Below are 20,012 nucleotides of genomic sequence, written 5' to 3'. Positions count from 1 at the left end.
CATGCTGCTGCGGGTGGCGCCGTCGTCCTTGGCGGCGCCGCCGGCGGCCGCGGTCGAGGCGCTGTAGTCGGGCGCCGGTCGCCGGCAACGTCGGCTTCAGCCAGGCCGCGCCGACCGCCACCCCGGCCGCCGCCGTGGTCAAGCTGGCCGGTTCGCCCGAGCAGTGGCAGCAGCCGCTGCGCGAAGCGCTGGGCGACCGCCTGCAAGTCCAGCTGCAACGCAATAACGACCACGCGGTGATCCGCCTGGAACCGCCGAACATGGGCAGCATCGAGATTTCTATCCGCCACAGTGCCGGCTCGCTGCAGGTCAACCTGAGCGCCAACCACAGCGAGGTGCTGCGCCAGCTCAACACCATCGGCGACAGCGTGCGCCAGGATCTGTCGACGCGCCAGTATGCGGACGTCTCGGTCACCGTGTCGTCGTCGCGCGCCCAGGCCCAGGCCGACACGGGCGGCCGCGGCGGCCAGCAACGCGAGCAGGAAGAAAGCCGCACGCCGGGCCGCGCCCTGTCCGGCGACGAAGCGACCACCTTTGCCATGACGTCCGAGCGGGAGTAATCAGTAGATGAAGAACATGAAAATGATCATAGCGCTGGTGCTGGTGGCCGTGGTGGGTGCGGCGGTGGCCGGCGGCGCAGTCTGGTACATGTCCAAGGGTAAAGAGGAGCCGGCCGCCGTGGCGGAAGGCAAGCCGGCCAAGAAGCCGGCCAAGAAGGAAGAAAAGGAAGACAAGTCGCCGCCGAAATACCTGACGGTGGACAAGGTGATCATCATGCTCAAGCGCCAGCCCGGCGATACGCTGACCCACTACATGTCGGCCGACCTGGTGATCACCACCAGCGAGAAGAAAGAGAAGGAAGCCAAGGAACAATTACCGATGCTGCGCAGCGTGGCGGTCCGCACGCTGTCCAACCTGCCGATGGCCACCGCGCAAGTGATGACCATCGACCAGTTCGCGGGCGAGTTGAACAAGGCTTTCGAAGCCACCTACGAGCATGAAGGCCGGGAAAAACCCTTTTCCGAAGTCATGATCGGCAAACTGATTATTGAGTAGCCTGCGGCAAGCATGAAGACGAGTGGTGCGACCAGTGGAGCGGGCATGGCCTATATAGAGCAATATGCGGACGCTTATGCCGAAAGTTATGGCGAGCCTGGCGGTGCGCCGGTGGCGCACAGCGTGGCCGACGAGCAGAAACACCTGCTGTCGTACGCGCCCTTGGTCAAGCGCATCGTGCGCCAGCTCAATTCGCAGATCGCCGGCGCCATCGACCGCGACGACATGGAACAGATCGGCCTGATGGGCCTGCTCGAAGCGCTGCGCCGCTACGGCGAACCGGACGGCGCCTTCGGCAGCTACGCCAGCCTGCGCGTGCGCGGCGCCATCCTCGACGAGCTGCGCCGCCAGGACTGGCGCCCGCGCGCGGTGCGCCAGCAAAGCCACAAGCTGCGCGACGCCGTGCGCGCCCTCACCCGCAACCTGGGCCACGAACCGAGCGAGCAGGAAATCATGAGCGGCCTGAACCTGACACCGGAAGCCTACCAGGCTTACCAGATGGACGAGAACGCCGAGCTGATCGCCAGCTTCGACGAAGTGCTGCAGGACAGCGTCAGCAACGACAGCGCGCCCAGCCCGGAAGACCAGCTGGTGGTGCGGCGCAGCCTGGAACAGGCGCTGCGCGGCCTCGACGAGCGCGAGCAGCGGGTGGTGCAGATGTATTACGAATTCGAGCTCAGCTACAAGGAAATCGCCGCCGTGCTGGACCTGACCGACGCCCGCGTCTGTCAGCTCAACAAGGCGGCGCTGGGCAAGATGAAGGCAGTATTGCAAAACGCCTGATCCAGAGCGGGCGCAAGGCAAGATTAGAAAAATGACGCGGAAAGGCGAATCATCATGCAGCAAATAGTCGGCATACTCATAGTTTTAGGCAGCGTCTTCGGCGGCTTCTTCATGATGGGCGGGGCATTCCATCAGATCTGGCAACCGATCGAGCTGATCGTGATTGCCGGCGCCGGTTTCGGCGCGCTGGTGATCGGCAACCCGAGCCATGTGCTCAAAGAAGCGGTCACGCAGATCAAGAAGATCGTGTTCCGCAAAAAATACGACTCCGAGTTCCAGCGTCAGCTGCTGCTGCTGATGTACGAGCTGCTGCAACTGGCGGCCGGCGGCCTGAAGGCGCTCGACGCCCACGTCGAAGCGCCCAAGGACAGCCCGCTGTTCCAGCGCTACCCGCGCGTGCTGGAAGAACCCAAGCTGCTGGCCTTCATCGTCGACAACTTCCGCCTGATGGCGATGGGCAAGATCAACGCCCACGAGCTCGAAGGCGTGCTGGAGCAGGAACTGGAAGCCATCCACACCGAGCTGGAGCAGCCGGCCAAGTCGCTCGCCAAGATCGGCGAGGCGATGCCGGGCTTCGGGATTCTGGCCGCCGTGCTGGGCATCGTGATCACCATGAACACCGTCAGCGAAGGCGCGACCTCGGGCGAGATCGCCGAGCACGTCGGTGCCGCCATGGTCGGCACCTTCATCGGCATCTTCTTCTGCTACGGCATCCTCGACCCGATTTCCAGCATGATGAAGCAGCTGGTCAACCAGGAAGCGTCGAACAAGGAAACCGTCAAGGTGGTGCTGGTCACGCACGTGGCCGGCAAGCCACCGCTGCTGGCGATCGACGCCGGCCGCCGCCTGGTGCAGCTGAACATCAAGCCGAGCTTCGCCCAGCTGGAGCGCTGGATCAACGACCTGGAGGGCCGCGACAGCGCCCCAGCCGATGACACTTCACGTCGCGGAGGCCGTGGTGCTAAAGCCGCATGACAAGGGCCATGACCAGACCATCGTCAAGCGCGGCGGCGGCAAGCACAAGCACGACGACCACGGCGGCGCCTGGAAGGTAGCGTTCGCCGACTTCTGCCTGGCGCTGATGTGTCTGTTCCTGGTGCTGTGGCTGATGGCGGCCCGTAACTTCGAATCGCTGGAACAGATCCTGACCGAGGCCGACGGCGCCAAGACCGACCAGGGCAAGGGCGTCATGCCCGAGCAGGTGGGCGGCCCGCGCGGCAGCCTGATCGACCGTTTCCCGATGCCGCACACCGGCAGCACCGAGGAGCCGGGCGACGCCAAGGCCAAGGGCGAGGCCCACACCAAGATCACCGGCGAAGCCGAACCGGTGGTCGAGACGCCGAAGATCAAGTACGACAGCCCGAGCGACCTGGCCGCGCTGTCCAAGGCGCTGACCAAGATGAGCGCCGAAGCCGGCCTGACCAGCAACCTGGAATCGGTGATCACGCCCTACGGCTTGCGCGTGATGCTGCACGACACCGACCGCCAGGGCATGTTCGTGCGCGGCTCGGCCGTGCCGACCGACAAGTTCCGCGCGCTGCTGCGCCGCATGGGGCCGCTGTTCAAGCAGATGGAAAACCAGATGCTGATCGTCGGCCATACCGATTCGCTGCAGTACGCCGACCGCAGCTACGCCGCCTTCTCGAACTGGACGCTGTCGGCCAACCGCGCCATGTCGGCCCGTTCGCAGCTGCTGGCCGGCACCATGAACGCCGAATCGGTGCTGCAGGTGGTCGGCATGGCCGACCGCGCGCCGCTCGACACCAAACGCGCCGACGCCGGCGTCAACCGCCGCATCGAGCTGCTGATCCTGACCACGGCGCAAGCCAAGACGATCGCCTCGATGTTCGGCATGCCCGAAAACAGCAGCGCCCTGACCCAGGATGTCGACACCGCCCTGCCGGACGCCACCCTGCTGCAAAAACTGCGCAGCAAGCTGGGCAGCGACAGTCCGCTGCGCGACCCGCGCCGCAACAAATAAAGTACGACGTATGGAAACCAAGCCAAGTAGAGGCACACGCATGAGAATCTCGACAGGAAGTCCGGACGGCATGGCCGTCCAGCGCGTGGCGGAGTCCGCCCCGGCCGAAGCCGCCGAAGCGGTGGCGGCGCCGGCGGTGCAGGCGCCGCTGCAATCGGCGGTGATGCAGCCGGCGCTGCAGGCCATGCGCGAGATGCCGGAAATCGACCAGGAAAAAGTCGACCAGCTGCGCGACGCGCTGGCCAAGGGCGAGCTGCCCTTCGACCCGGCCAAGCTGGCCGGCCTGATCCAGCGCTTCCACGGGAGCGAGAAGTGACCGAAGTGAGCGCAATGACGCGGCAGGACGCCATGCGCCTGCTGCTGGCCGGCATCGGCGACGACTTGCTGGCGTATCCGGCCTTGAACGCCTTGCTGGAACAGCAATTCGACGCCGCCGTGCGCCATCGCGGCCCGCAGCTGGCCAGCGTGGCCGAGGAAATTTCGGTGCTGGTCGACAGCATGCTGGAGCGCCGCACGCAGCGCGTGGCGCTGGTACAACGTTTATTGGGGCCAACAGCTACCATGATGCAGGCTTTTGCCTTGCTGAAAAATGCAGCACGGGAGAGAATGGAAGCTGACTGGAAGACGCTGGAACATATGGTTATCGAATGCAAGCGTCTGGGCAAGCGCAATAGCGACTTGCTGGTAGAGCAGTACAGCATCATGCAGCGCGTGCTGCATGGCGAGGAGCAGATTTATGCGCCAGCTTGATCGGATGCAATCGACCGCACCCACTGCTGCAACCGTCTCGAACATGACCGCCAGCCGCCCCACCGCGGCCTTGGGCGGCGCCGTCTCGTCGGGCGCGTTCGCGTCCACCTTCCAGCAAGTCCAGCACGACGTCAGCACCTTCATCGCCCAGGGCGGCGGCAGCCTGGCTGCGTCGTCGGCGCGCAGCGTGCCGTCGCAAGCCATGAGCCTGCAGGCGATGGCGCTGCGCCAGCAGGGCGCCGGCGCCATCGACGGCGGCGCCGATGGCGAGCTGCAGCAGCAATTCCTGGCCTCGATCAAGCCGTGGGCCGAAGAAACCGCCGGCAAGCTGGGCGTCTCGCCCGACATCGTTGCCGCCCACGCGGCGCTGGAGTCGGGCTGGGGCCGCAATCCGCTGCGCCAGGGCGGCGCCGACACCAACAACCTGTTCGGCCTGAAGGCCGGCGGCGGCTGGGCCGGCGCCGTGGCGGCCGCCAGCACCACCGAATTCGAACACGGCGCGATGCTGAAAAAGGTCGAACGCTTCCGCAGCTACCCGGACACCGCCAGCGCCTTCCGCGACTACACCGAGCTGCTGACCGGCAATCCGCGCTACCAGGCCGCACTGAACACCGGCAACGACGCCCGCGCCTTCGCCCAGGGGCTGGTGCAAGGCGGCTACGCCACCGATCCCGCCTATGCGGACAAACTCAGCAAACTGGCCGCGCAGTTGCAGCGCGGCGGCCAGCTCACTGCGTCGGGGAATTAGTGGAAACGGGCATATCGACAGGTTCCACCGTCGCCGCGCCCGTCACCCGGGCACGGATCACGGTGCCGTTCGCATTGCGCACCCGCACCAGCGTGCCGCGCGCGCCGCTGTCCAAGGCTTCGCCCGCCATGCTGACCTCGATCTGCTCGCGCCTGGCCACGATGCGCACCGCGTCGCCGCGCTTGACCACGGTCGGCGCGGTCAGCAAATTCATGCGCAACACCTCGCCGCTGCGCAGCGCGCGCTTGCCGCTCATGCCCACCACGTCCTGCGGATCGGACACGCTGTCGGCGATGCCGGAGATGTCGTGGCGCTCCAGCAACACGTCTTCGTCGGTCAATACTTTCCCCGATGGCACATCGCTTGCCACTACGGCAATGCGCGCCGAGATCTGCGCGCGCACCACGAACTCGTATCGCCAGCCGTCGGCGCCGGCGCAGACGGCGGCAAAACGCATGCGGCTGGGCAGCCGCGTATCGACCGCATCGACCGTCACCGCCTGTCTGCATGCGGCCAGCGGCCTGCTGCCGCGCACGACGTTCAACTCGAATTTCGGTTCCACCAAACCGCTGCTGTCGGCCCAGCGCTGCACATGGCTGCGCGCGGCCGCCTCCACCGCGAGCGGCACCTGCTCCGCCGCGGTCGGACCGGTAGCGCAAAAAGCGTCAGAAAATGAAGTGCAAAACAGCAACATTGCACTCAAAGCGGTTACAATAGTTTTGTTGAACATGGGCAATACCTCTACTATGATGCGGGAAGCTGGAACGCTACGGGTGCATGCTGCGCCCGCGCGTCATTCTACCCCGGCAACAGCGGTTTTCACTCATGCAACATCGTTTTACAGCAACGTCTACACAGGGGAAGAACATGGCGATTAATTTCAAAGATGCGGTGGGCTTGCATGCCGACGCGCTGCACCTGCGGGCCGAGCGCACACGCATCCTGGCGTCCAACATCGCCAATGAAAACACGCCGGGCTTCCAGGCGCGCGACATGGACTTCGCCGCCACGCTGGCCAACACCCAGGCCGAGGCCAACGGCGACATCGGCGGCGACGAGGACAGCGCCATGATGTACCGCGTGCCCTTCCACCCCACCCGCGACGGCAACACCGTCGAGATCGGCGTCGAGCAGGCGGCGTTCTCGCAAAACGCCTCGGACTTCCAGACCAGCCTGACCTTCGTCAATATGAGCCTGAAGGGCCTGGCCAAAGCCATCAACGGTCAATAAGGAGCGCCGACATGTCGTTCAAGAATATTTCTGAAATCGCCGGTTCGGCCATGGCCGCGCAATCGGTGCGCCTGAATACCATCGCCAGCAACCTGGCCAACGCCGATTCCGTCGCCGGCACCGAAGCCGAGACCTACCGCGCCCGCAAGCCGGTGTTTTCCGCCGTGATGGCCGACAGCATCGGCGACATGGGCAGCACCGGCGGCAAGGTGCAGGTGCTGGACGTGGTCGAATCGAGCGAGCCGCTGCGCAAGGTCTTCGAACCCGGCCATCCGATGGCCAACGCCGACGGCATGGTGTTCTACCCCAACGTCAACCAGGTGGCCGAGATGACCGACATGATGTCGGCCTCGCGCGCCTTTGAAACCAATGTCGAAGTGCTGGGCCGTATCCGCACGATGCAACAGTCTCTCCTCAAACTCGGTGAAGGTTAAGCCATGACAGTCAGCCTCCTCAACAACGGCAGCAACGCCAATACCGCCGCCAACACCGGCGGCAGCATCACCGGCAACACTGCCAGCGCGACCTCGGACATGTTCACCAAGCTGCTGGTGGCGCAGATCAAGAACCAGGATCCGCTGTCGCCGACCGACCCGGCCCAGTTCGTCCAGCAGCTGACCCAGCTGTCGCAGACCGAATCGCTGCAGAACCTGTCGAGCCTGACCAGCGCCAACGCCAGCGTGCTGCAAAGCATGCAGGTGCTGGCCCTGGGCGCCCAGGTCGGCTCCGACGTCATGGCCGAGACCTCCTCGCTGACCACCGACGGCGCGACCAAGGTCAACGGCCAGATCAACCTGAGCTCGACCAGCAGCACCACCACCATCGTGCTGACCGGCACCGACGGCGCCAAGCACAACGTCCAGCTCGGCGTGGCCGCGGCCGGCAGCGTGCCGTTCTCGATCGACCCGACCGCGCTGGGCCTGCCCGCCGGCACCTACACCATGTCGGTGATCACCAGCACCAAGGAAAACCCGCCGGTCGACCTGCAGGGCCGCCTCAACAGCGTGCGCCTGTCGGCCAACGGCAACGTCGTCCTGAATATCGGCAACATCGGCGAAGTCGCGCCGACCGCCATCACCGCTTTCAACGGTAAATCCGCCGCTTCTGCCACCCAATCTAGTCTCTAAGGAAGGTATCCATCATGAGTTTCGATATCGCATTGTCTGGCATTCAGGCCATTAACCAAGCGTTGGACGTCAGCAGCCACAACATCGCCAACGCCGGCACCTACGGCTACAAGTCCTCGCGCGCGAACTTCTCGTCGCTGGTGGCGGGCGACCAGCTGACCGGCGTCAAGGTCGGCTCGACCACGCAGAACATCGGCCTGTCCGGCGGCATCCTCAACACCGGCCGCTCACTGGACGCCTCGATCAACGGCTCCGGCTTCTTCATGGTCAAGGACAGCAGCAACGCCATCAACTACACCCGGGTCGGCATCTTCAACACCTCCAAGGACGGCTTCCTGACCGACGCCTCCGGCCGTAAGGTGCAGGGCGCCACCATCACGCCGCCGAGCACCCTGCCGGGCGCCCAGGGCGATATCACGATTCCGACCGGCCAGATCCCGGCCGTGCTCAGCGACAAGCTCAACTACGTGGGCAATCTGTCGTCCGACTGGACCCCGACCACCTTCCCGGCGCTGGGCGCCGTCACCCCGACCACCCCGCCCGATCCGTCGACCTACAATATGTCCAAGGCCTCGATCATCTATGACACGCTGGGCGGCCAGCACACGCTGACCCAATACTTCAGCGCCACCTCGTCCGGCGCCATCCAGGTCAATTTCGTCCTCGACGGCAACGGCGCCGCCACCGCTGACCTGGCCTTCAGTCCCACCACAGGCCAGATGACCACGCCAGACCCGAACGATCCGGCAGTCAAGGGCAAGCTCCCACCGATCGACCTGAGCGTCATCCCCACCGCTGATCCAGTGTTGTGGCCGGGCTTCATCAGCGGCGCCAAGCTGACCGACGCTTTCGTCGTCGACTACACCGGCACCACCTACTTCCGCGGCGAGGCCACCACCTCGACCAACAGCGCCAACGGCTACGCCTCCGGCACCTTCGCCGGCGTCGACCTGGCCAAGGATGGCTCGGTGATCGCCAAGTACAGCAACGGCCAGAAGCAGCCGGTCGGCAAGCTGACGCTGGCCACCTTCCCGGATGAAGGCGCGCTGACCCAGGTCGACGACACCAGCTGGGTGCAATCGCTCGGTTCCGGTGTGCCGCTGGTCAACTTCGCCGGCGTCGGCACCACCGGTTCGCTCAACACCAGCTCGCTGGAACAGTCGAACGTGGACATCACCTCGGAACTGGTCGGCCTGATGACCTCGCAGCGCAACTACCAGGCCAACTCCAAGGTCATTCAGACCGAGAACCAGATGATGCAATCGCTGATGCAAGCGCTGTAAGGACTAGCCTAAATGGATGCGCTGATTTACACCGCCATGAGCGGGGCCGAACGGGCCCTGCGCGGCCAGCAGGTACACGCCAACAACCTGGCGAACATCGAAACCGGCGGCTTCCGCGCCAATATGGAGCTGTCGGCCGCGCAATCGGTCAACGGCTACGGCTACGACGACCGCCATATGTCGCAGTTGCAGGCCAACGCCGTGTCGACCCGCCAGGGCACGCTCAAGGCGACCGGCCGCGACCTCGACGTCGCCATCGACGGCAACGGCTTCTTCGCCGTCCAGGGTCCGACCGGCGAGGCCTACACCCGCGCCGGCGCGATGACGCTCGATGAAACCGGCACGCTGAAAATCAACGGCAACGTGGCGCTGGGCGAAGGCGGCCCGATCACGCTGCCCGAGTACAGCAAGATCGCCGTCGGCGCCGACGGCACGGTGTCGATCCAGAGCCCCGGCACCACCACCATGCAGACCATCGACAAGCTCAAGCTGGTCAAGGCCGAAGCGTCGGAACTGACCAAGAACGAAGCCGGCCTGCTGGTGGCGCGCAGCGGCCAGCCGCTGGCCACCGACGCCACGGTGGTGGTCAAGCCCGGCCACCTGGAAGGCAGCAATGTCTCGGCAGTGGAAGAAATGGTCGCCACCATGAGCTTGAACCGTACGTTTGAAATCCAGATGAAGTTGTTCAAGGCCAGCGATTCGATGGCCGAAACCGGTAATCGCCTGATCGGCGGTTAAGCCGGTCCACGTTACACAACAGGGAGAAATCATGAATCCAGCAATGTGGATCAGCAAAACCGGCGTGCAGGCGCAGGACGAAAAACTGCAAGCCATCGCCAACAACCTGGCCAACGCCAACACCGTCGGCTTCAAGCGCGACCGCGTGGTGTTCGAGGACCTGTTCTATTCGATCGAACAGCAGCCCGGCACCCAGCGCGCCGACAACAACACGCTGGCGCCGTCCGGCGTGCAGCTCGGCAACGGCGTGCACATGGTCGGCACGCAAAAAGTGTTCAGCCAGGGCACGCTGCAAACCACCGGCAACCAGCTCGACGTGGCGGTGATGGGCAACGGCTTCCTGTCGGTGCGCCAGCCGAACGGCGAAACCGCCTACACCCGCGCCGGCCAGTTGCAGGTCGACGCCAACGGCATCCTGGTCAACGCCCACGGCCTGCCGCTGATCCCGCAGATCACCGTGCCGGCCAACGCCACCTCGCTGACCATCGGCGAAGACGGCACCGTGTCCGCCACGCTGGCCGGCAACACCACCGCCAGCGCGCTGGGCCAGCTGACCCTGACCAGCTTCATCAACCCGACCGGCCTGCTGGCCCTGGGCGAGAACCTGTTCGCCGAAACCCCGTCCAGCGGCACGCCGACCGAAGGCAAGCCGGGCGACGCCCAGTGGGGCAAGCTCAAGCAAGGCACGCTGGAAGGCTCGAACGTCCAGGTGGTCGAGGAGATGGTCGACATGATCGCCGCCCAGCGCACCTACGAGATGAACACCAAGGTGCTGTCGGCCGCCGACAATATGCTGCAGTACCTGTCGCAGGCCGCACGCTGATGAAACCCGCCCTGTCCGTCCTGGCCGCGCTGCTGACTGTGCTGCTGGCCGGCTGCGCCGCGCTGCAGCCGCCGCCGGTGCGGCCCGGCCCGTCCGACGAGCCGCCCACGGTGTCGCGCGTGATCGGCCCGAAAGGCACTTCGGGCGGCGTCTACAGCGCCGACCTGGGCCTGTCGCTGACCTCCGACAGCCGCGCCTTCCGCGTCGGCGACGTGGTCACCGTCAACCTGCAGGAAACCACCCAGGCCAGCAAGAAGGCAGGGACCAGCTACTCGAAGAATTCGGCCGACAACATCGTCGCGCCCAATTTGCTGGGCAAGACCTTCGGCAAGGCCGCGGTTGGCCTGGGCGCCTCCAACACCTTCGCCGGCGACGCCACCAGCACCCAGCAGAACGCGCTGACCGGCGCCATCACCGTGATCGTGCAGGAAGTGCTGCCCAACGGCCTGCTGCGCGTGTCCGGCGAAAAAACCCTGACCCTGAACCAGGGCGAAGAATTCGTCCGCCTGCGCGGCTACCTGCGCGCGGCCGACATCGACGCCGACAACCAGGTATCGTCGCTGCGCATCGCCAACGCCCGCATCGCCTACTCGGCGCAGGGCACACTGGCCGACACGCAATCGGCCGGCTGGCTGTCGCGCTTCTTCAATGGCCCGCTGATGCCGTTCTGAACGGCCATAGTTTTTGATAGGGTGACCCCATGAATTTCCGCAAGCGCCTCAGCTTCCTCCACCGCTTCCTGGCGCTGCCGCTGGCCTGCTGCATCGCCCTCGGCGGCGCAGCGCCGGCCCAGGCCGCGCAAGTACTGCGCAACCTGGTCGCGGTCGAAGGCATGCGCGACAACCCGCTGGTCGGCTACGGCCTGGTGGTCGGCCTGAACGGCAGCGGCGACTCGACCCAGGTCAAGTTCGCCAGCCAGTCGGTGATCAATATGCTCAAGCAGTTCGGCGTCAAGGTGCCGGACGGCACCGACGCCAAGTCCAAGAACGTCGCCACGGTGATGGTGTCGGCGGTGTTCCCGCCCGGCTACCGCAAGGGCCAGAACATCGATGTCGTGGTGTCCTCGATGGGCGACGCCAAGAGCCTGCGCGGCGGCGCCCTGCTGCTGACGCCGCTGCGCGCGGCCGACAATGAAGTGTATGCGCTGGCCCAGGGCAATGTCGTGGTCGGCGGCTTCAGCGCCTCCGGCAAGAGCGGTTCCTCGGTCACGGTCAACACCCCGACTTCCGGCCGCATCCCGAGCGGCGCCGCGATCGAGCGCGAGATCGCCACCGATTTCGCCACCAAGCCCATCGTGCGCCTGTCGCTGCGCCACCCGCACTTCCAGACCGCGACCAATATCGTCGATTCGATCAACAAGCGCTTCGGCGACATCGCCACCACCACCGACGCCACCAGCATCGACGTGGTCGCGCCCGCCAACCCGACCCAGCGCGTGGCCTTCATGGCCAAGCTGGAGGCGTTGTCGATCGACGTCGGCGACGATGCGCCGAAGGTGGTGTTCAATTCGCGCACCGGCACCGTGGTGATCGCCGACGGCCTGCGCGTGCGCGCCGCCGCCGTCACCCACGGCTCGCTGAAGGTGGTGATTTCCGAATCGACCAAGGTCAGCCAGCCGAACGCCCTGGCCCAGGGCAACACCGTGGCCACGCCGCAATCGCAGGTCAGCGTCGATCAGGGCTCGGGCCAGATGTTCAAATGGCCGGCCGGCGCCAAGCTGCAAGCGATCATCGACGTCATCAACAGCCTCGGCGCCTCGCCGGACGACATCATGGCCATCCTGCAGGCGCTGGACCAGGCCGGCGCCATCGAAGGCGAACTGGTCGTCATTTAAGGAATACCATGAGCTTTGATCCCAGCAAATTCGACGGCAGCACCATGCGCATCGGCGTGGCCGACCAGCTCAGCGGCGTGCAGGTGGCGCCGGCCGTGGCCGCCGCCGACGACGGTATCGATCCGAAATACCGCGCCAAGGCCACCGAGGCGGCGGTCAAGTTCGAAAGCTTCTTCATCGGCCACATGCTGCACCAGATGCGCGCCGGCACCCGCGTGCTGGCGTCCGAGGACAGCGTATTCAAGGACAAGATCAACGAAGACATGCTGGACATGGCCGACAACCTGGTGGCCGACCAGCTGGCCGGCCAGCGCGCCTTCGGCGTGGCCGACGCCATCCTGCGCCAGCTGCTGCCGCCGGCCAGCGCCCCGGTGGCGCTGGCTGCCGCGCTGCCGGGCCGCGCCGCGCCGGCGAATATTGCCGAGCCGCAAAATATTCCCAAAACGCTTAATCCAGCCAAGTAAGCGGTCGCCCTTTACAGTTAACGGACCAGTGGACGTCGTGTAAACACTGCAAGCGACTGGTCCTCCGGCCTTCACCAGGAAAGACCCTTGCAATATGAGCATCTCTTACAACGCACTGTCCGGCGCCCTGGCCGCCCAGGCTGCCCTGAACACGGTCAGCCAGAACATCGCCAACGCGCAAACCAAAGGCTACACCCGCCAGGGCGTGCTGCTGCAGGCTAACGCCGGCGACGGCTCGGGCCTGAGCCCGGGTAACGGCGTGCAGGTCGGCTCGCTGCTGCGTTTCAGCGATTCCTACAAGTCCCAGCAAATGTGGCGCGCGGCGTCCGACGTGGGCAAGCATTCCCAGACCCAGCCTTACCTGACCCAGCTGGAAAAAGTCATGAGCGATGACAAATCCAGCCTGAGCTACGGTATCGACAATTTCTTCAAGGCCCTCAACGCGGCCGGCGTCGATCCGACCTCGACCCCGCTGCGCCAGCAGGTCATCACCGCCGCCGACTCCATGTCGCAGCAGTTCAACAGTATTTTCAACGTCACGGCCAACCAGATGATCTCGGTGCAGCAGCAGCGCTCCGCCATCCTGCCGGGACTGAACGAATCGGTGGCCGGCATCGCCAAGCTGAACCAGCAGATCATCGCCGTCGGCGCCAACGGCTCCAACACCTCGGCCCTGATCGACCAGCGCGAACAGCTGATCGACAGCGTGGCCTCGCAGGTCGGCGTCGAAGTCCTCAACAACGCCGACGGCACCGCCACCGTGTCGCTCAAGAGCGGCCAGCCGCTGGTGGTCGGCAACCTGTCCGGCACGCTGGCGTTCGACACCACCAGCGGCGTGCAGCAACTCAATCTGACCTTCGCCCAGACCACCTTCAAGCTCGACGACACCAAGGTCGGCGGCCAGCTGGGCGGCCTGGCGAACTTCCAGGAAAACACCCTGAAGCCGCTGCAGCAATCGATCGCCGAGATCGCCGACCAGATGTCGGCCAAGGTCAACGCCCAGCTGGCGGCAGGCTTCAGCGCTCCCGGCGTCCCGGGCACGCCGCTGCTGGTGTTCAACCCGGCCAGCGCCACCGGCCTGCTGCAATTGTCCAGCGGCTTCAAGACTTCCGACCTGGCCTTCTCCAGCGACGGCACGCCGGGCGACAGCGGCAATCTGCAGCAGCTGGTCGCCATCAAGGGCCAGCCGATCACGCTGACCTCGCTGGGCAATGTGCTGCTGGGCGACGCCGACACCCAGCTGGTCGGCAAGCTGGGCATCGACAGCCAGCAAAACCAGGCCCAGCTCAACACCGCCACCACGGTGCGCCAGCAGTCCGAGGATGACTGGAAGTCGACCAGCGCCGTCAATACCGACGAGGAAGGGATCAATCTGATCGAATTCCAGAATATGTACCAGGCCAACATGAAGGTGATCGCCGTCGCCAACACCCTGTTTGACGCCACCTTGAAAATGTTCGGATAAGGAGAGCCTGAATGCGCATCGCTACCAGCCAATTCCAGGCCACCATGAACCGCGGCCTGCAGGACAACCAGAGCCACCTGGCGCAGATCACCTCGCAGATGGCGTCCGGCAACAAGATCCAGTTGCCGTCCGACGACCCCGTCACCAATGTGCGCCTGTCGCGCCTGGCGCGCGAGGAAGCCATCGTCGGCCAGTACCGCGCCAACATCGCCGCCGTCAAGATCCGCCTGACGACCAACGAGACCTATCTGCAGAGTATGACCAACGACATCACGCAGAGCCACGACCTGCTGGTGTGGGCCTCGGACGGCAGCAACACCGCCACCGACCTGAAGTCCATGGTCAACCCGATGACGGCGCTGCGCGACAGCCTGTTCTACAGCGCCAACGAAAAAGACCAGGAAGGCCGCTACATCTTCTCCGGCACGCTGACCGACACCCCGTCCATCACCTACGATCCGGCGGCCGCCATCGGCTCGCGCTACACCTTCACCGGCAACCAGAACCAGCAGAAGACCGTGGTCGGCAACGGCATCACGCAAGTGTCCAACGTCGACGTCTCGGGCCTGGAAACGCTGCTCAACCAGATGGACACGACCATCAACGAACTGTCGTCGCCGACGCTGACGGTGGGCTCGCCGACGCTGCGCGCCGCGCTGGCCACCAATATGGACGGCGCCAGCACCACGCTGGACCTGGTGGCAGGCAAGATCGCCAATTTCGGCGGCGCCCAGAACGTCATGGACACGCTGGACGGCAACCACGCCAACGTCAGCCTGTCGAACAAGACGGCGATGCTGGACCTGGGACAATTGGACTACGGCGACGCCGCGACCCAGCTGAACGGCTATAATCTGGCCTTGCAATCGTCGTACAAGGCCTATGCCAAGATCAGCAACCTGTCGCTGTTCAACATCCTGTAATTTAAACTGAGCATCGTATGCAAATCTCGCCCAACTCCAACCCCACCGTCATTGTTCCTGGCAACGCCAGCAATGCGACTGCGGTGGACGGCACCTCTCTGGGGCTGCATGGCGAGAACGCAGCCACGGCCACGCCGGTAACACCGACCCCGACGTCGGCGGCGCCGCTGCGCCGCGGCCTGAACAATTGGGACCAGCCGCTGCAGGGCGACATTTCCGGCGCCCAGCAGGCGCTGGACTTCCTCGAACAGAGCGCGGCCCAGCTGCGCAACCTGAAGGCCGACCTCAGCGCCCGCCTGGCCAACCGCCAGCGCGCCGACGGCACGCTCGATGCGCGCGTGCGCCAGTTCAGCAACAGCTGGCGCAACCGCAGCCAGGCTTCCGGCGGCACGCTGGACGCCCGCCTCAAGTTCAGCAACAAGGCCAGCACCACCCGCTTCACGGTGCGCGGCATGACCATGGCCAACCTGCGCAACGGCGGCCGCGAAGTGCTGGCGATTTCGCTGGGCGGCGGCCAGAACCTGCGCTCGGTGGTGCTGGAGCCCGGCCTCAGCGACGAACAGATCGCCCAGCGCTTCGACGACGCGCTGGCGCCCAGCGGCGTGCGCGCCGACCTCAACGAGGACGGCCAGCTGGAATTCACCACCGACGAAGCGTCGTGGGCCAATGTGCGCGACACCATCGCCGTGCAGGGCGGCGGCATCCGCTTCCCGACCGGCCAGCTGAACCGCGTGAAGGCCGAGGCCGAAGCGCCGGCCGTCGATCCGGACAGCTGGCAGACCTCGGACATGGAATCGGTCCGCGCCACGCTGCAGCAAGTGGTGCAGGCGCTGGCGCAGGTGGAGCAGGCGATCGCCTCGGTGCACACGGCGCTCAACCAGGTCAGCGCCCGCGTGCAGAGCGCGGCGCCCAGCGACACCACCGATGGCATGGACCAAGTGGCGCAGAACTTCGTCTCGACCGCCAGGCAGCCCGGCTACCAGTCGCTGCTGTCGATCACGTCGGCACTGGCCGGCATCAGCCGCGAGCGCGTGATCTCGCTGCTGAGCCTGCGCTAAGCCGCCGCCTCAATCCTCGATCAGGCGCGGCAGCCCGCGCCTGGCCAGCTCGCTCAACTGCTCGGCCGGCATCGCCTCCGCATACACATAGCCCTGCGCAAAGTCGCAGCCGACCAGCGCCAGCAAGGCGCTCTGGGCCGCCGTCTCCACGCCCTCCGCCACCACCCGCAAGCCCAGCTTGTGCGCCATGACGATCAGCGCCTCGCACATCGCCAGGTCGCCGCTGTCGACCGCCAGGTGCTGGATGAAGCTGTGGTCCAGCTTGAGCAGGTCGATGCCGAAATGCTTGAGGTGGGACAGCGAGGAATAGCCGGTGCCGAAATTGTCGAGCGCCACCTGCAAGCCCATCTCGCGCAGCTCGCGCAGCCGGTCCGCGACCTTGGAGGCGCCATGCATCAGCACGCCCTCGGTGATTTCGATGACGATGCTGCGCGGCGCCAGCTGCAGCTCGGCCGCGTAATTCAGCCAGCCGACGTAGAGCGCGGTGTCGCCGCGGAACTGCGCCGCCGACTGGTTGATGCTGACCTGGAAGCCCGGCCCCAGCTCGTCCTGCCAGCGCCGCGCCTGCAGGGCTGCCTGGCGGAACACCCAGTCGCCGATCTCCATCATCAGCCCGCCCGACTCCGCATGTGGCAGGAACTCGGCCGGCGCCAGCAGGCCGCGCTGCGGATGGCGCCAGCGCAGCAGCGCCTCGGCCCGCTCGATCTTGCCGCTCTGCAGATTGACGATGGGCTGGAAATGCAGCACGAACTGGCGCTCCGCCAGCGCCGAGCGCAAGTCCAGCGTGATCTGCTGGCGGGCCTCGGCCGCCAGCTGCAGGTCGGCGGTGAAATAACTGTAGCCGTTGCGGCCCGCCTGCTTGGCGGCGTACATGGCCTGGTCGGCGTTGCGCAGCAAGTCCTCGGGCGCCGCCGCGTCCGACGGATACAGCGCGATGCCGATGCTGGCCGAGATCGACGGCTGCGCCGTGCCCAGCGCGAACGGCCGGTTCAGCAGCGCCAGCATGGTCTGCGTGATGCGCTCGATGCCGGCCGCGTGCTCGATGCCGGACAGGATCACGGTGAACTCGTCGCCGCCCAGCCGCGCCACCGTGTCCGAGGTGCGCACGCAGGCGCCGATGCGGCGTGCCGCCTCCACCAGCAGCGCGTCGCCCTGCTCGTGGCCCAGCGTGTCGTTGACTTCCTTGAAGCCGTCCAGGTCGATGAACAGCAGCGCCAGCTGCATGCCTTCGCGCTGCGCCTTCTTGACCTCCTGCCCCAGCCGGTCCTGGAACATATGGCGGTTCGGCAGCGCCGTCAGGTCGTCGAAATTGGCCTGGTGCCAGATGCGCTCGGTCGATGCGCGGTTGGCCGTGATATCCGACACCAGCGCCAGCGCGCCCAGGTAGCCGCCGTCGGCGTCGAAGATGGGGTTGGTGGCCAGCGTGGCCCACAATTCGCCGCCATCCTTGCGCAGGAACTTGAACTCGTGGCGCTCGGCCACGCCCGACTGGCGCCGCGCGATATTGCGCTCCAGGATGGCGCGGCCCTCGTCGTCCATGAACGCCACCAGCGGCTGGTCCAGCATTTCCTCGATGCTGTAGCCCAGCATGTGCGCCATCTTCGGGTTGACGAAGCTGGTGCGGGCGGCGGCGTCGATTTCCCAGATGCCCTCCTCGGCGCTGTGGACGATGCGGCGGAAGCGCTCCTCGCTGCGCTCCAGCGCCGCCAGCTTGCCCTCGGCCAGCTCCAGCACCACGCGGATCGCCTGGCCGCTGGCGTCGACGCTGGCGCGCAGCGTGACCGGGAAGCCTTGCTGGTTGCGGGCCCGCGTCATCTGCAGCGAGCACAGCTCGGGATGCTTGCTGTTGAGCGCCTGCCGCACGAAACGGTCGAAGTCGTCATGGAAGCGCGGCGCGATGAATTGCCGCAGCGGGATGCGCGCCGGGTTGTTGCGGGGCAGGCCCAGCAGGTCGGCGCCGACCACATTCATTTGCAGGATGGTGGTGTCGAAGCCGAGCACGAAATAGCCGACCGGGGCCAGCAGATAGATATCGTTGAAACAGGCTTGTTCGGCGCTGAGGCCGTCGGCCGGCGGCACCTGGACGAACGGCGCCGCCGCTTCATCGATGATAGCCATGCGGGTCAAGCCGTCGATGCGCGCCGCTGAGATCGGCTGCCGGCTTCCGTGCAATTCGGTACTGTGCGTATGCTTCTCCATACCACCCCTTTGCGTAGGTGTTCAGACTAGCATTTAAGGCGCGCACTGTCGAGCGAACCGGGCCGCCTCAGTGGTGCGCGCGGTTCAAGCGTTGTTCCGCGCGCCGTTGCAGCGCTTCGAACAGCAGGCTCAGTATCCAGTAGATGACGGCGGCGGCCAGGTACAGCGGCAGCGGCCGGAAGGTGGTGGCGATCACCTCCTTGGTCGACAACATCAGTTCGGTCATGGTGATGACCGACACCAGCGAGGTATCCTTGATCAGGCTGATCAGCGTATTGCTCATGGCCGGCACGGCGATGCGCAGCGCCTGCGGCAGCACCACGTGGTACAGCGTCAGCCAGTAGCCCAGTCCCAGGCTGTAGCTGGCCGCCCACTGGCCCTTGCTGACCGCGGCGATGGCGCCGCGCAGGCTCTCCGACAGGAAGGCGCCGGAGTTCAGGCTCAGCGCCAGGATGCCGGCCGTGACCGGCGTGAACTCGATGCCGACGCTGGGCAGGCCGTAGTAGATGACGAACATCTGCACCAGCAGCGGCGTGCCGCGCATCAGGCTGACGTACACCGAGGCCGGCCAGCGCAGCACGCGGTAGGGCAGGATGCGCATCACCGCCACCGGGAAGCCGATCAGCAGCCCGCCCAGCATGGCCGCCAGCGCGAACAGCACCGTGTAGCCGGCGCCGCGCAGCATCACCGGCGCGGCCTCGCGCATCAGCTCCCACAGCGCCTGGACATCCATGCTCACGGCGCCTTGCTGACGTCGATACCGAACCACTTCAGCGAGATCGCCTTCAGGCTGCCGTCGGCGGCGGCCGCGGCCAGCGCCTGGTTCAAGGCCTGCTTGAATTGCGGATTACCCTTCTGGAAAGGGATGCCCATGCGCTCGACCGCTCCCACCTGGGCGCCTGCCTTGATCGGCAGCTTGGAATTTTTCAGCAGATAGGCCGACATCAGGCTATCGTTGAGCGCCGCGTCGATGCGGCCGAACGCCAGGTCGGACATGGTGTCCGGCGCCGCCGCGTAGCTGCGCACCTCGATGCCCGGCACCGCCTTGGCTTGCTGCTCGTAGACGCTGCCCTGCCCCACGCCCAGCTTCTTGCCCTTCAAGTCGTCCAGCGTCTTGTAGGCGGCCTGCTCGTCCTTGCGCACGATCAGCTGCGGCATCGAATAAATGTAGGGCGTGGAGAAATCGAAGGCTTGCTCGCGCTTGGGATTGATGCCGACCTGGGAAATGATCACATCGTATTTGCCGGCCGACAGTCCGGCCAGGATGCTGGCCCACTCGCTGCTGACGAACTCCACTTTCAAGCCCAGTTTGGCGGCCACCAGGCGCGCGACATCGACGTCGTAGCCGGCGATCTGGCCATCCTTCTCGCGGTAGTTGAACGGCGGGTAAGTGCCCTCCAGCGCCACCTTGAGCGTGCCGCGCGCCTTGACCTTGTCCAGCAGATCGGCCGCCGAGGCCGGCAGCACCACCGCCGTCATGGCCAGCGCCAGCAGCGCGCCTTGCGCCAGCTTGAAAGAGAATTCGCGTTTGTGCATGGAGTTCCTTATGA

The 20,012-nt window shown here is 65.7% G+C and carries 24 protein-coding genes; 20 read left to right on the top strand and 4 right to left on the bottom strand.

Going from position 1 to position 20,012, the window contains the following annotated elements; genetic code table 11:
* The 8 genes from GEV01_RS10395 to GEV01_RS10360 all read left to right on the top strand — a co-directional run.
* Positions 1-560 (top strand): flagellar hook-length control protein FliK (locus tag GEV01_RS10395; RefSeq protein WP_235914305.1); only part of this gene is annotated, 560 nt, incomplete at its 5' end.
* A gap of 7 nt (positions 561-567) precedes the next feature.
* Complete coding sequence (locus tag GEV01_RS10390; protein WP_152803940.1) at positions 568-1,056, top strand: flagellar basal body-associated FliL family protein; 489 nt, start codon at positions 568-570, stop codon at positions 1,054-1,056.
* A gap of 45 nt (positions 1,057-1,101) precedes the next feature.
* Complete coding sequence (locus GEV01_RS10385; RefSeq protein ID WP_152803938.1) at positions 1,102-1,839, top strand: FliA/WhiG family RNA polymerase sigma factor; 738 nt, start codon at positions 1,102-1,104, stop codon at positions 1,837-1,839.
* A gap of 54 nt (positions 1,840-1,893) precedes the next feature.
* A complete protein-coding gene (gene motA, locus GEV01_RS10380) occupies positions 1,894-2,814 on the top strand; it encodes a flagellar motor stator protein MotA (protein WP_152803935.1) in 921 nt (306 codons plus the stop codon).
* Positions 2,771-3,820: a flagellar motor protein MotB gene (locus tag GEV01_RS10375; RefSeq protein ID WP_152803933.1), complete on the top strand. Its 1,050-nt coding sequence runs from the start codon at positions 2,771-2,773 to the stop codon at positions 3,818-3,820. Before motA ends, GEV01_RS10375 begins: the two co-directional genes overlap by 44 nt.
* A gap of 40 nt (positions 3,821-3,860) precedes the next feature.
* Complete coding sequence (flgM, locus tag GEV01_RS10370; protein WP_070273120.1) at positions 3,861-4,136, top strand: flagellar biosynthesis anti-sigma factor FlgM; 276 nt, start codon at positions 3,861-3,863, stop codon at positions 4,134-4,136.
* 14 nt (positions 4,137-4,150) lie between these two features.
* Positions 4,151-4,570 carry a flagellar export chaperone FlgN gene (flgN, locus tag GEV01_RS10365; protein WP_152804075.1) on the top strand — a complete coding sequence of 140 codons (420 nt, stop codon included), beginning with the start codon at positions 4,151-4,153 and terminating at the stop codon, positions 4,568-4,570.
* Positions 4,557-5,318 (top strand): glycoside hydrolase family 73 protein, encoded by a 762-nt coding sequence (locus GEV01_RS10360; RefSeq protein WP_152803931.1) that lies wholly within the window; start codon positions 4,557-4,559, stop codon positions 5,316-5,318. Before flgN ends, GEV01_RS10360 begins: the two co-directional genes overlap by 14 nt.
* Here the strand turns inward: GEV01_RS10360 and flgA are convergent.
* On the bottom strand, positions 5,299-5,880 hold the full coding sequence (gene flgA, locus GEV01_RS10355) for a flagellar basal body P-ring formation chaperone FlgA (protein WP_328595479.1): 582 nt from the start codon (positions 5,878-5,880) through the stop codon (positions 5,299-5,301). The genes GEV01_RS10360 and flgA overlap by 20 nt on opposite strands.
* 305 nt (positions 5,881-6,185) lie before the next feature.
* Between flgA and flgB the strand changes: the two genes are divergently transcribed.
* The 12 genes from flgB (at position 6,186) to GEV01_RS10295 (ending at position 16,263) form a co-directional block, all read left to right on the top strand.
* The gene (flgB, locus tag GEV01_RS10350) at positions 6,186-6,548 is read left to right on the top strand and encodes a flagellar basal body rod protein FlgB (protein WP_152803927.1); all 363 of its coding nucleotides are present in this window, start codon (positions 6,186-6,188) and stop codon (positions 6,546-6,548) included.
* A gap of 11 nt (positions 6,549-6,559) precedes the next feature.
* Positions 6,560-6,982 (top strand): flagellar basal body rod protein FlgC, encoded by a 423-nt coding sequence (gene flgC, locus GEV01_RS10345; protein WP_152803925.1) that lies wholly within the window; start codon positions 6,560-6,562, stop codon positions 6,980-6,982.
* Positions 6,983-6,985: 3 nt separating this feature from the next.
* On the top strand, positions 6,986-7,675 hold the full coding sequence (locus GEV01_RS10340) for a flagellar hook capping FlgD N-terminal domain-containing protein (protein WP_152803923.1): 690 nt from the start codon (positions 6,986-6,988) through the stop codon (positions 7,673-7,675).
* Positions 7,676-7,689: 14 nt separating this feature from the next.
* On the top strand, positions 7,690-8,958 hold the full coding sequence (locus GEV01_RS10335) for a flagellar hook protein FlgE (protein WP_152803921.1): 1,269 nt from the start codon (positions 7,690-7,692) through the stop codon (positions 8,956-8,958).
* Positions 8,959-8,970: 12 nt separating this feature from the next.
* A complete protein-coding gene (gene flgF, locus GEV01_RS10330; RefSeq protein ID WP_152803920.1) occupies positions 8,971-9,696 on the top strand; it encodes a flagellar basal-body rod protein FlgF in 726 nt (241 codons plus the stop codon).
* A gap of 31 nt (positions 9,697-9,727) precedes the next feature.
* Positions 9,728-10,519 (top strand): flagellar basal-body rod protein FlgG, encoded by a 792-nt coding sequence (gene flgG / locus GEV01_RS10325; RefSeq protein ID WP_175023003.1) that lies wholly within the window; start codon positions 9,728-9,730, stop codon positions 10,517-10,519.
* The gene (gene flgH, locus GEV01_RS10320; RefSeq protein WP_152803918.1) at positions 10,519-11,190 is read left to right on the top strand and encodes a flagellar basal body L-ring protein FlgH; all 672 of its coding nucleotides are present in this window, start codon (positions 10,519-10,521) and stop codon (positions 11,188-11,190) included. Before flgG ends, flgH begins: the two co-directional genes overlap by 1 nt.
* 29 nt (positions 11,191-11,219) lie before the next feature.
* Positions 11,220-12,353 (top strand): flagellar basal body P-ring protein FlgI, encoded by a 1,134-nt coding sequence (locus GEV01_RS10315; RefSeq protein WP_152803916.1) that lies wholly within the window; start codon positions 11,220-11,222, stop codon positions 12,351-12,353.
* 8 nt (positions 12,354-12,361) lie between these two features.
* Complete coding sequence (locus GEV01_RS10310) at positions 12,362-12,817, top strand: rod-binding protein (RefSeq protein WP_152803914.1); 456 nt, start codon at positions 12,362-12,364, stop codon at positions 12,815-12,817.
* 94 nt (positions 12,818-12,911) lie between these two features.
* Positions 12,912-14,282: a flagellar hook-associated protein FlgK gene (flgK, locus tag GEV01_RS10305; RefSeq protein ID WP_152803912.1), complete on the top strand. Its 1,371-nt coding sequence runs from the start codon at positions 12,912-12,914 to the stop codon at positions 14,280-14,282.
* Positions 14,283-14,293: 11 nt separating this feature from the next.
* A complete protein-coding gene (gene flgL / locus GEV01_RS10300) occupies positions 14,294-15,205 on the top strand; it encodes a flagellar hook-associated protein FlgL (RefSeq protein WP_152803911.1) in 912 nt (303 codons plus the stop codon).
* A gap of 17 nt (positions 15,206-15,222) precedes the next feature.
* Positions 15,223-16,263 (top strand): hypothetical protein, encoded by a 1,041-nt coding sequence (locus GEV01_RS10295; RefSeq protein ID WP_152803909.1) that lies wholly within the window; start codon positions 15,223-15,225, stop codon positions 16,261-16,263.
* Positions 16,264-16,272: 9 nt separating this feature from the next.
* On the opposite strand, the gene GEV01_RS10290 is transcribed toward GEV01_RS10295, so the two are convergent.
* The 3 genes from GEV01_RS10290 to GEV01_RS10280 all read right to left on the bottom strand — a co-directional run bounded on the left by GEV01_RS10290 (position 16,273) and on the right by GEV01_RS10280 (position 19,998).
* Positions 16,273-18,462: a putative bifunctional diguanylate cyclase/phosphodiesterase gene (locus GEV01_RS10290; RefSeq protein ID WP_152803907.1), complete on the bottom strand. Its 2,190-nt coding sequence runs from the start codon at positions 18,460-18,462 to the stop codon at positions 16,273-16,275.
* 67 nt (positions 18,463-18,529) lie between these two features.
* On the bottom strand, positions 18,530-19,195 hold the full coding sequence (locus GEV01_RS10285) for an amino acid ABC transporter permease (protein WP_152804072.1): 666 nt from the start codon (positions 19,193-19,195) through the stop codon (positions 18,530-18,532).
* A 2-nt stretch (positions 19,196-19,197) separates the two neighbouring features.
* Positions 19,198-19,998 (bottom strand): transporter substrate-binding domain-containing protein, encoded by an 801-nt coding sequence (locus GEV01_RS10280; RefSeq protein ID WP_152803905.1) that lies wholly within the window; start codon positions 19,996-19,998, stop codon positions 19,198-19,200.
* Positions 19,999-20,012: the final 14 nt, after the last annotated feature.

Origin of the sequence: Rugamonas rivuli, assembly GCF_009380165.1 — a bacterium.
Lineage (GTDB): Bacteria > Pseudomonadota > Gammaproteobacteria > Burkholderiales > Burkholderiaceae_D > Rugamonas > Rugamonas rivuli.
Note: the sequence above shows the minus strand (reverse complement) of the source record. Positions and strands in the feature narration are given on the sequence as shown.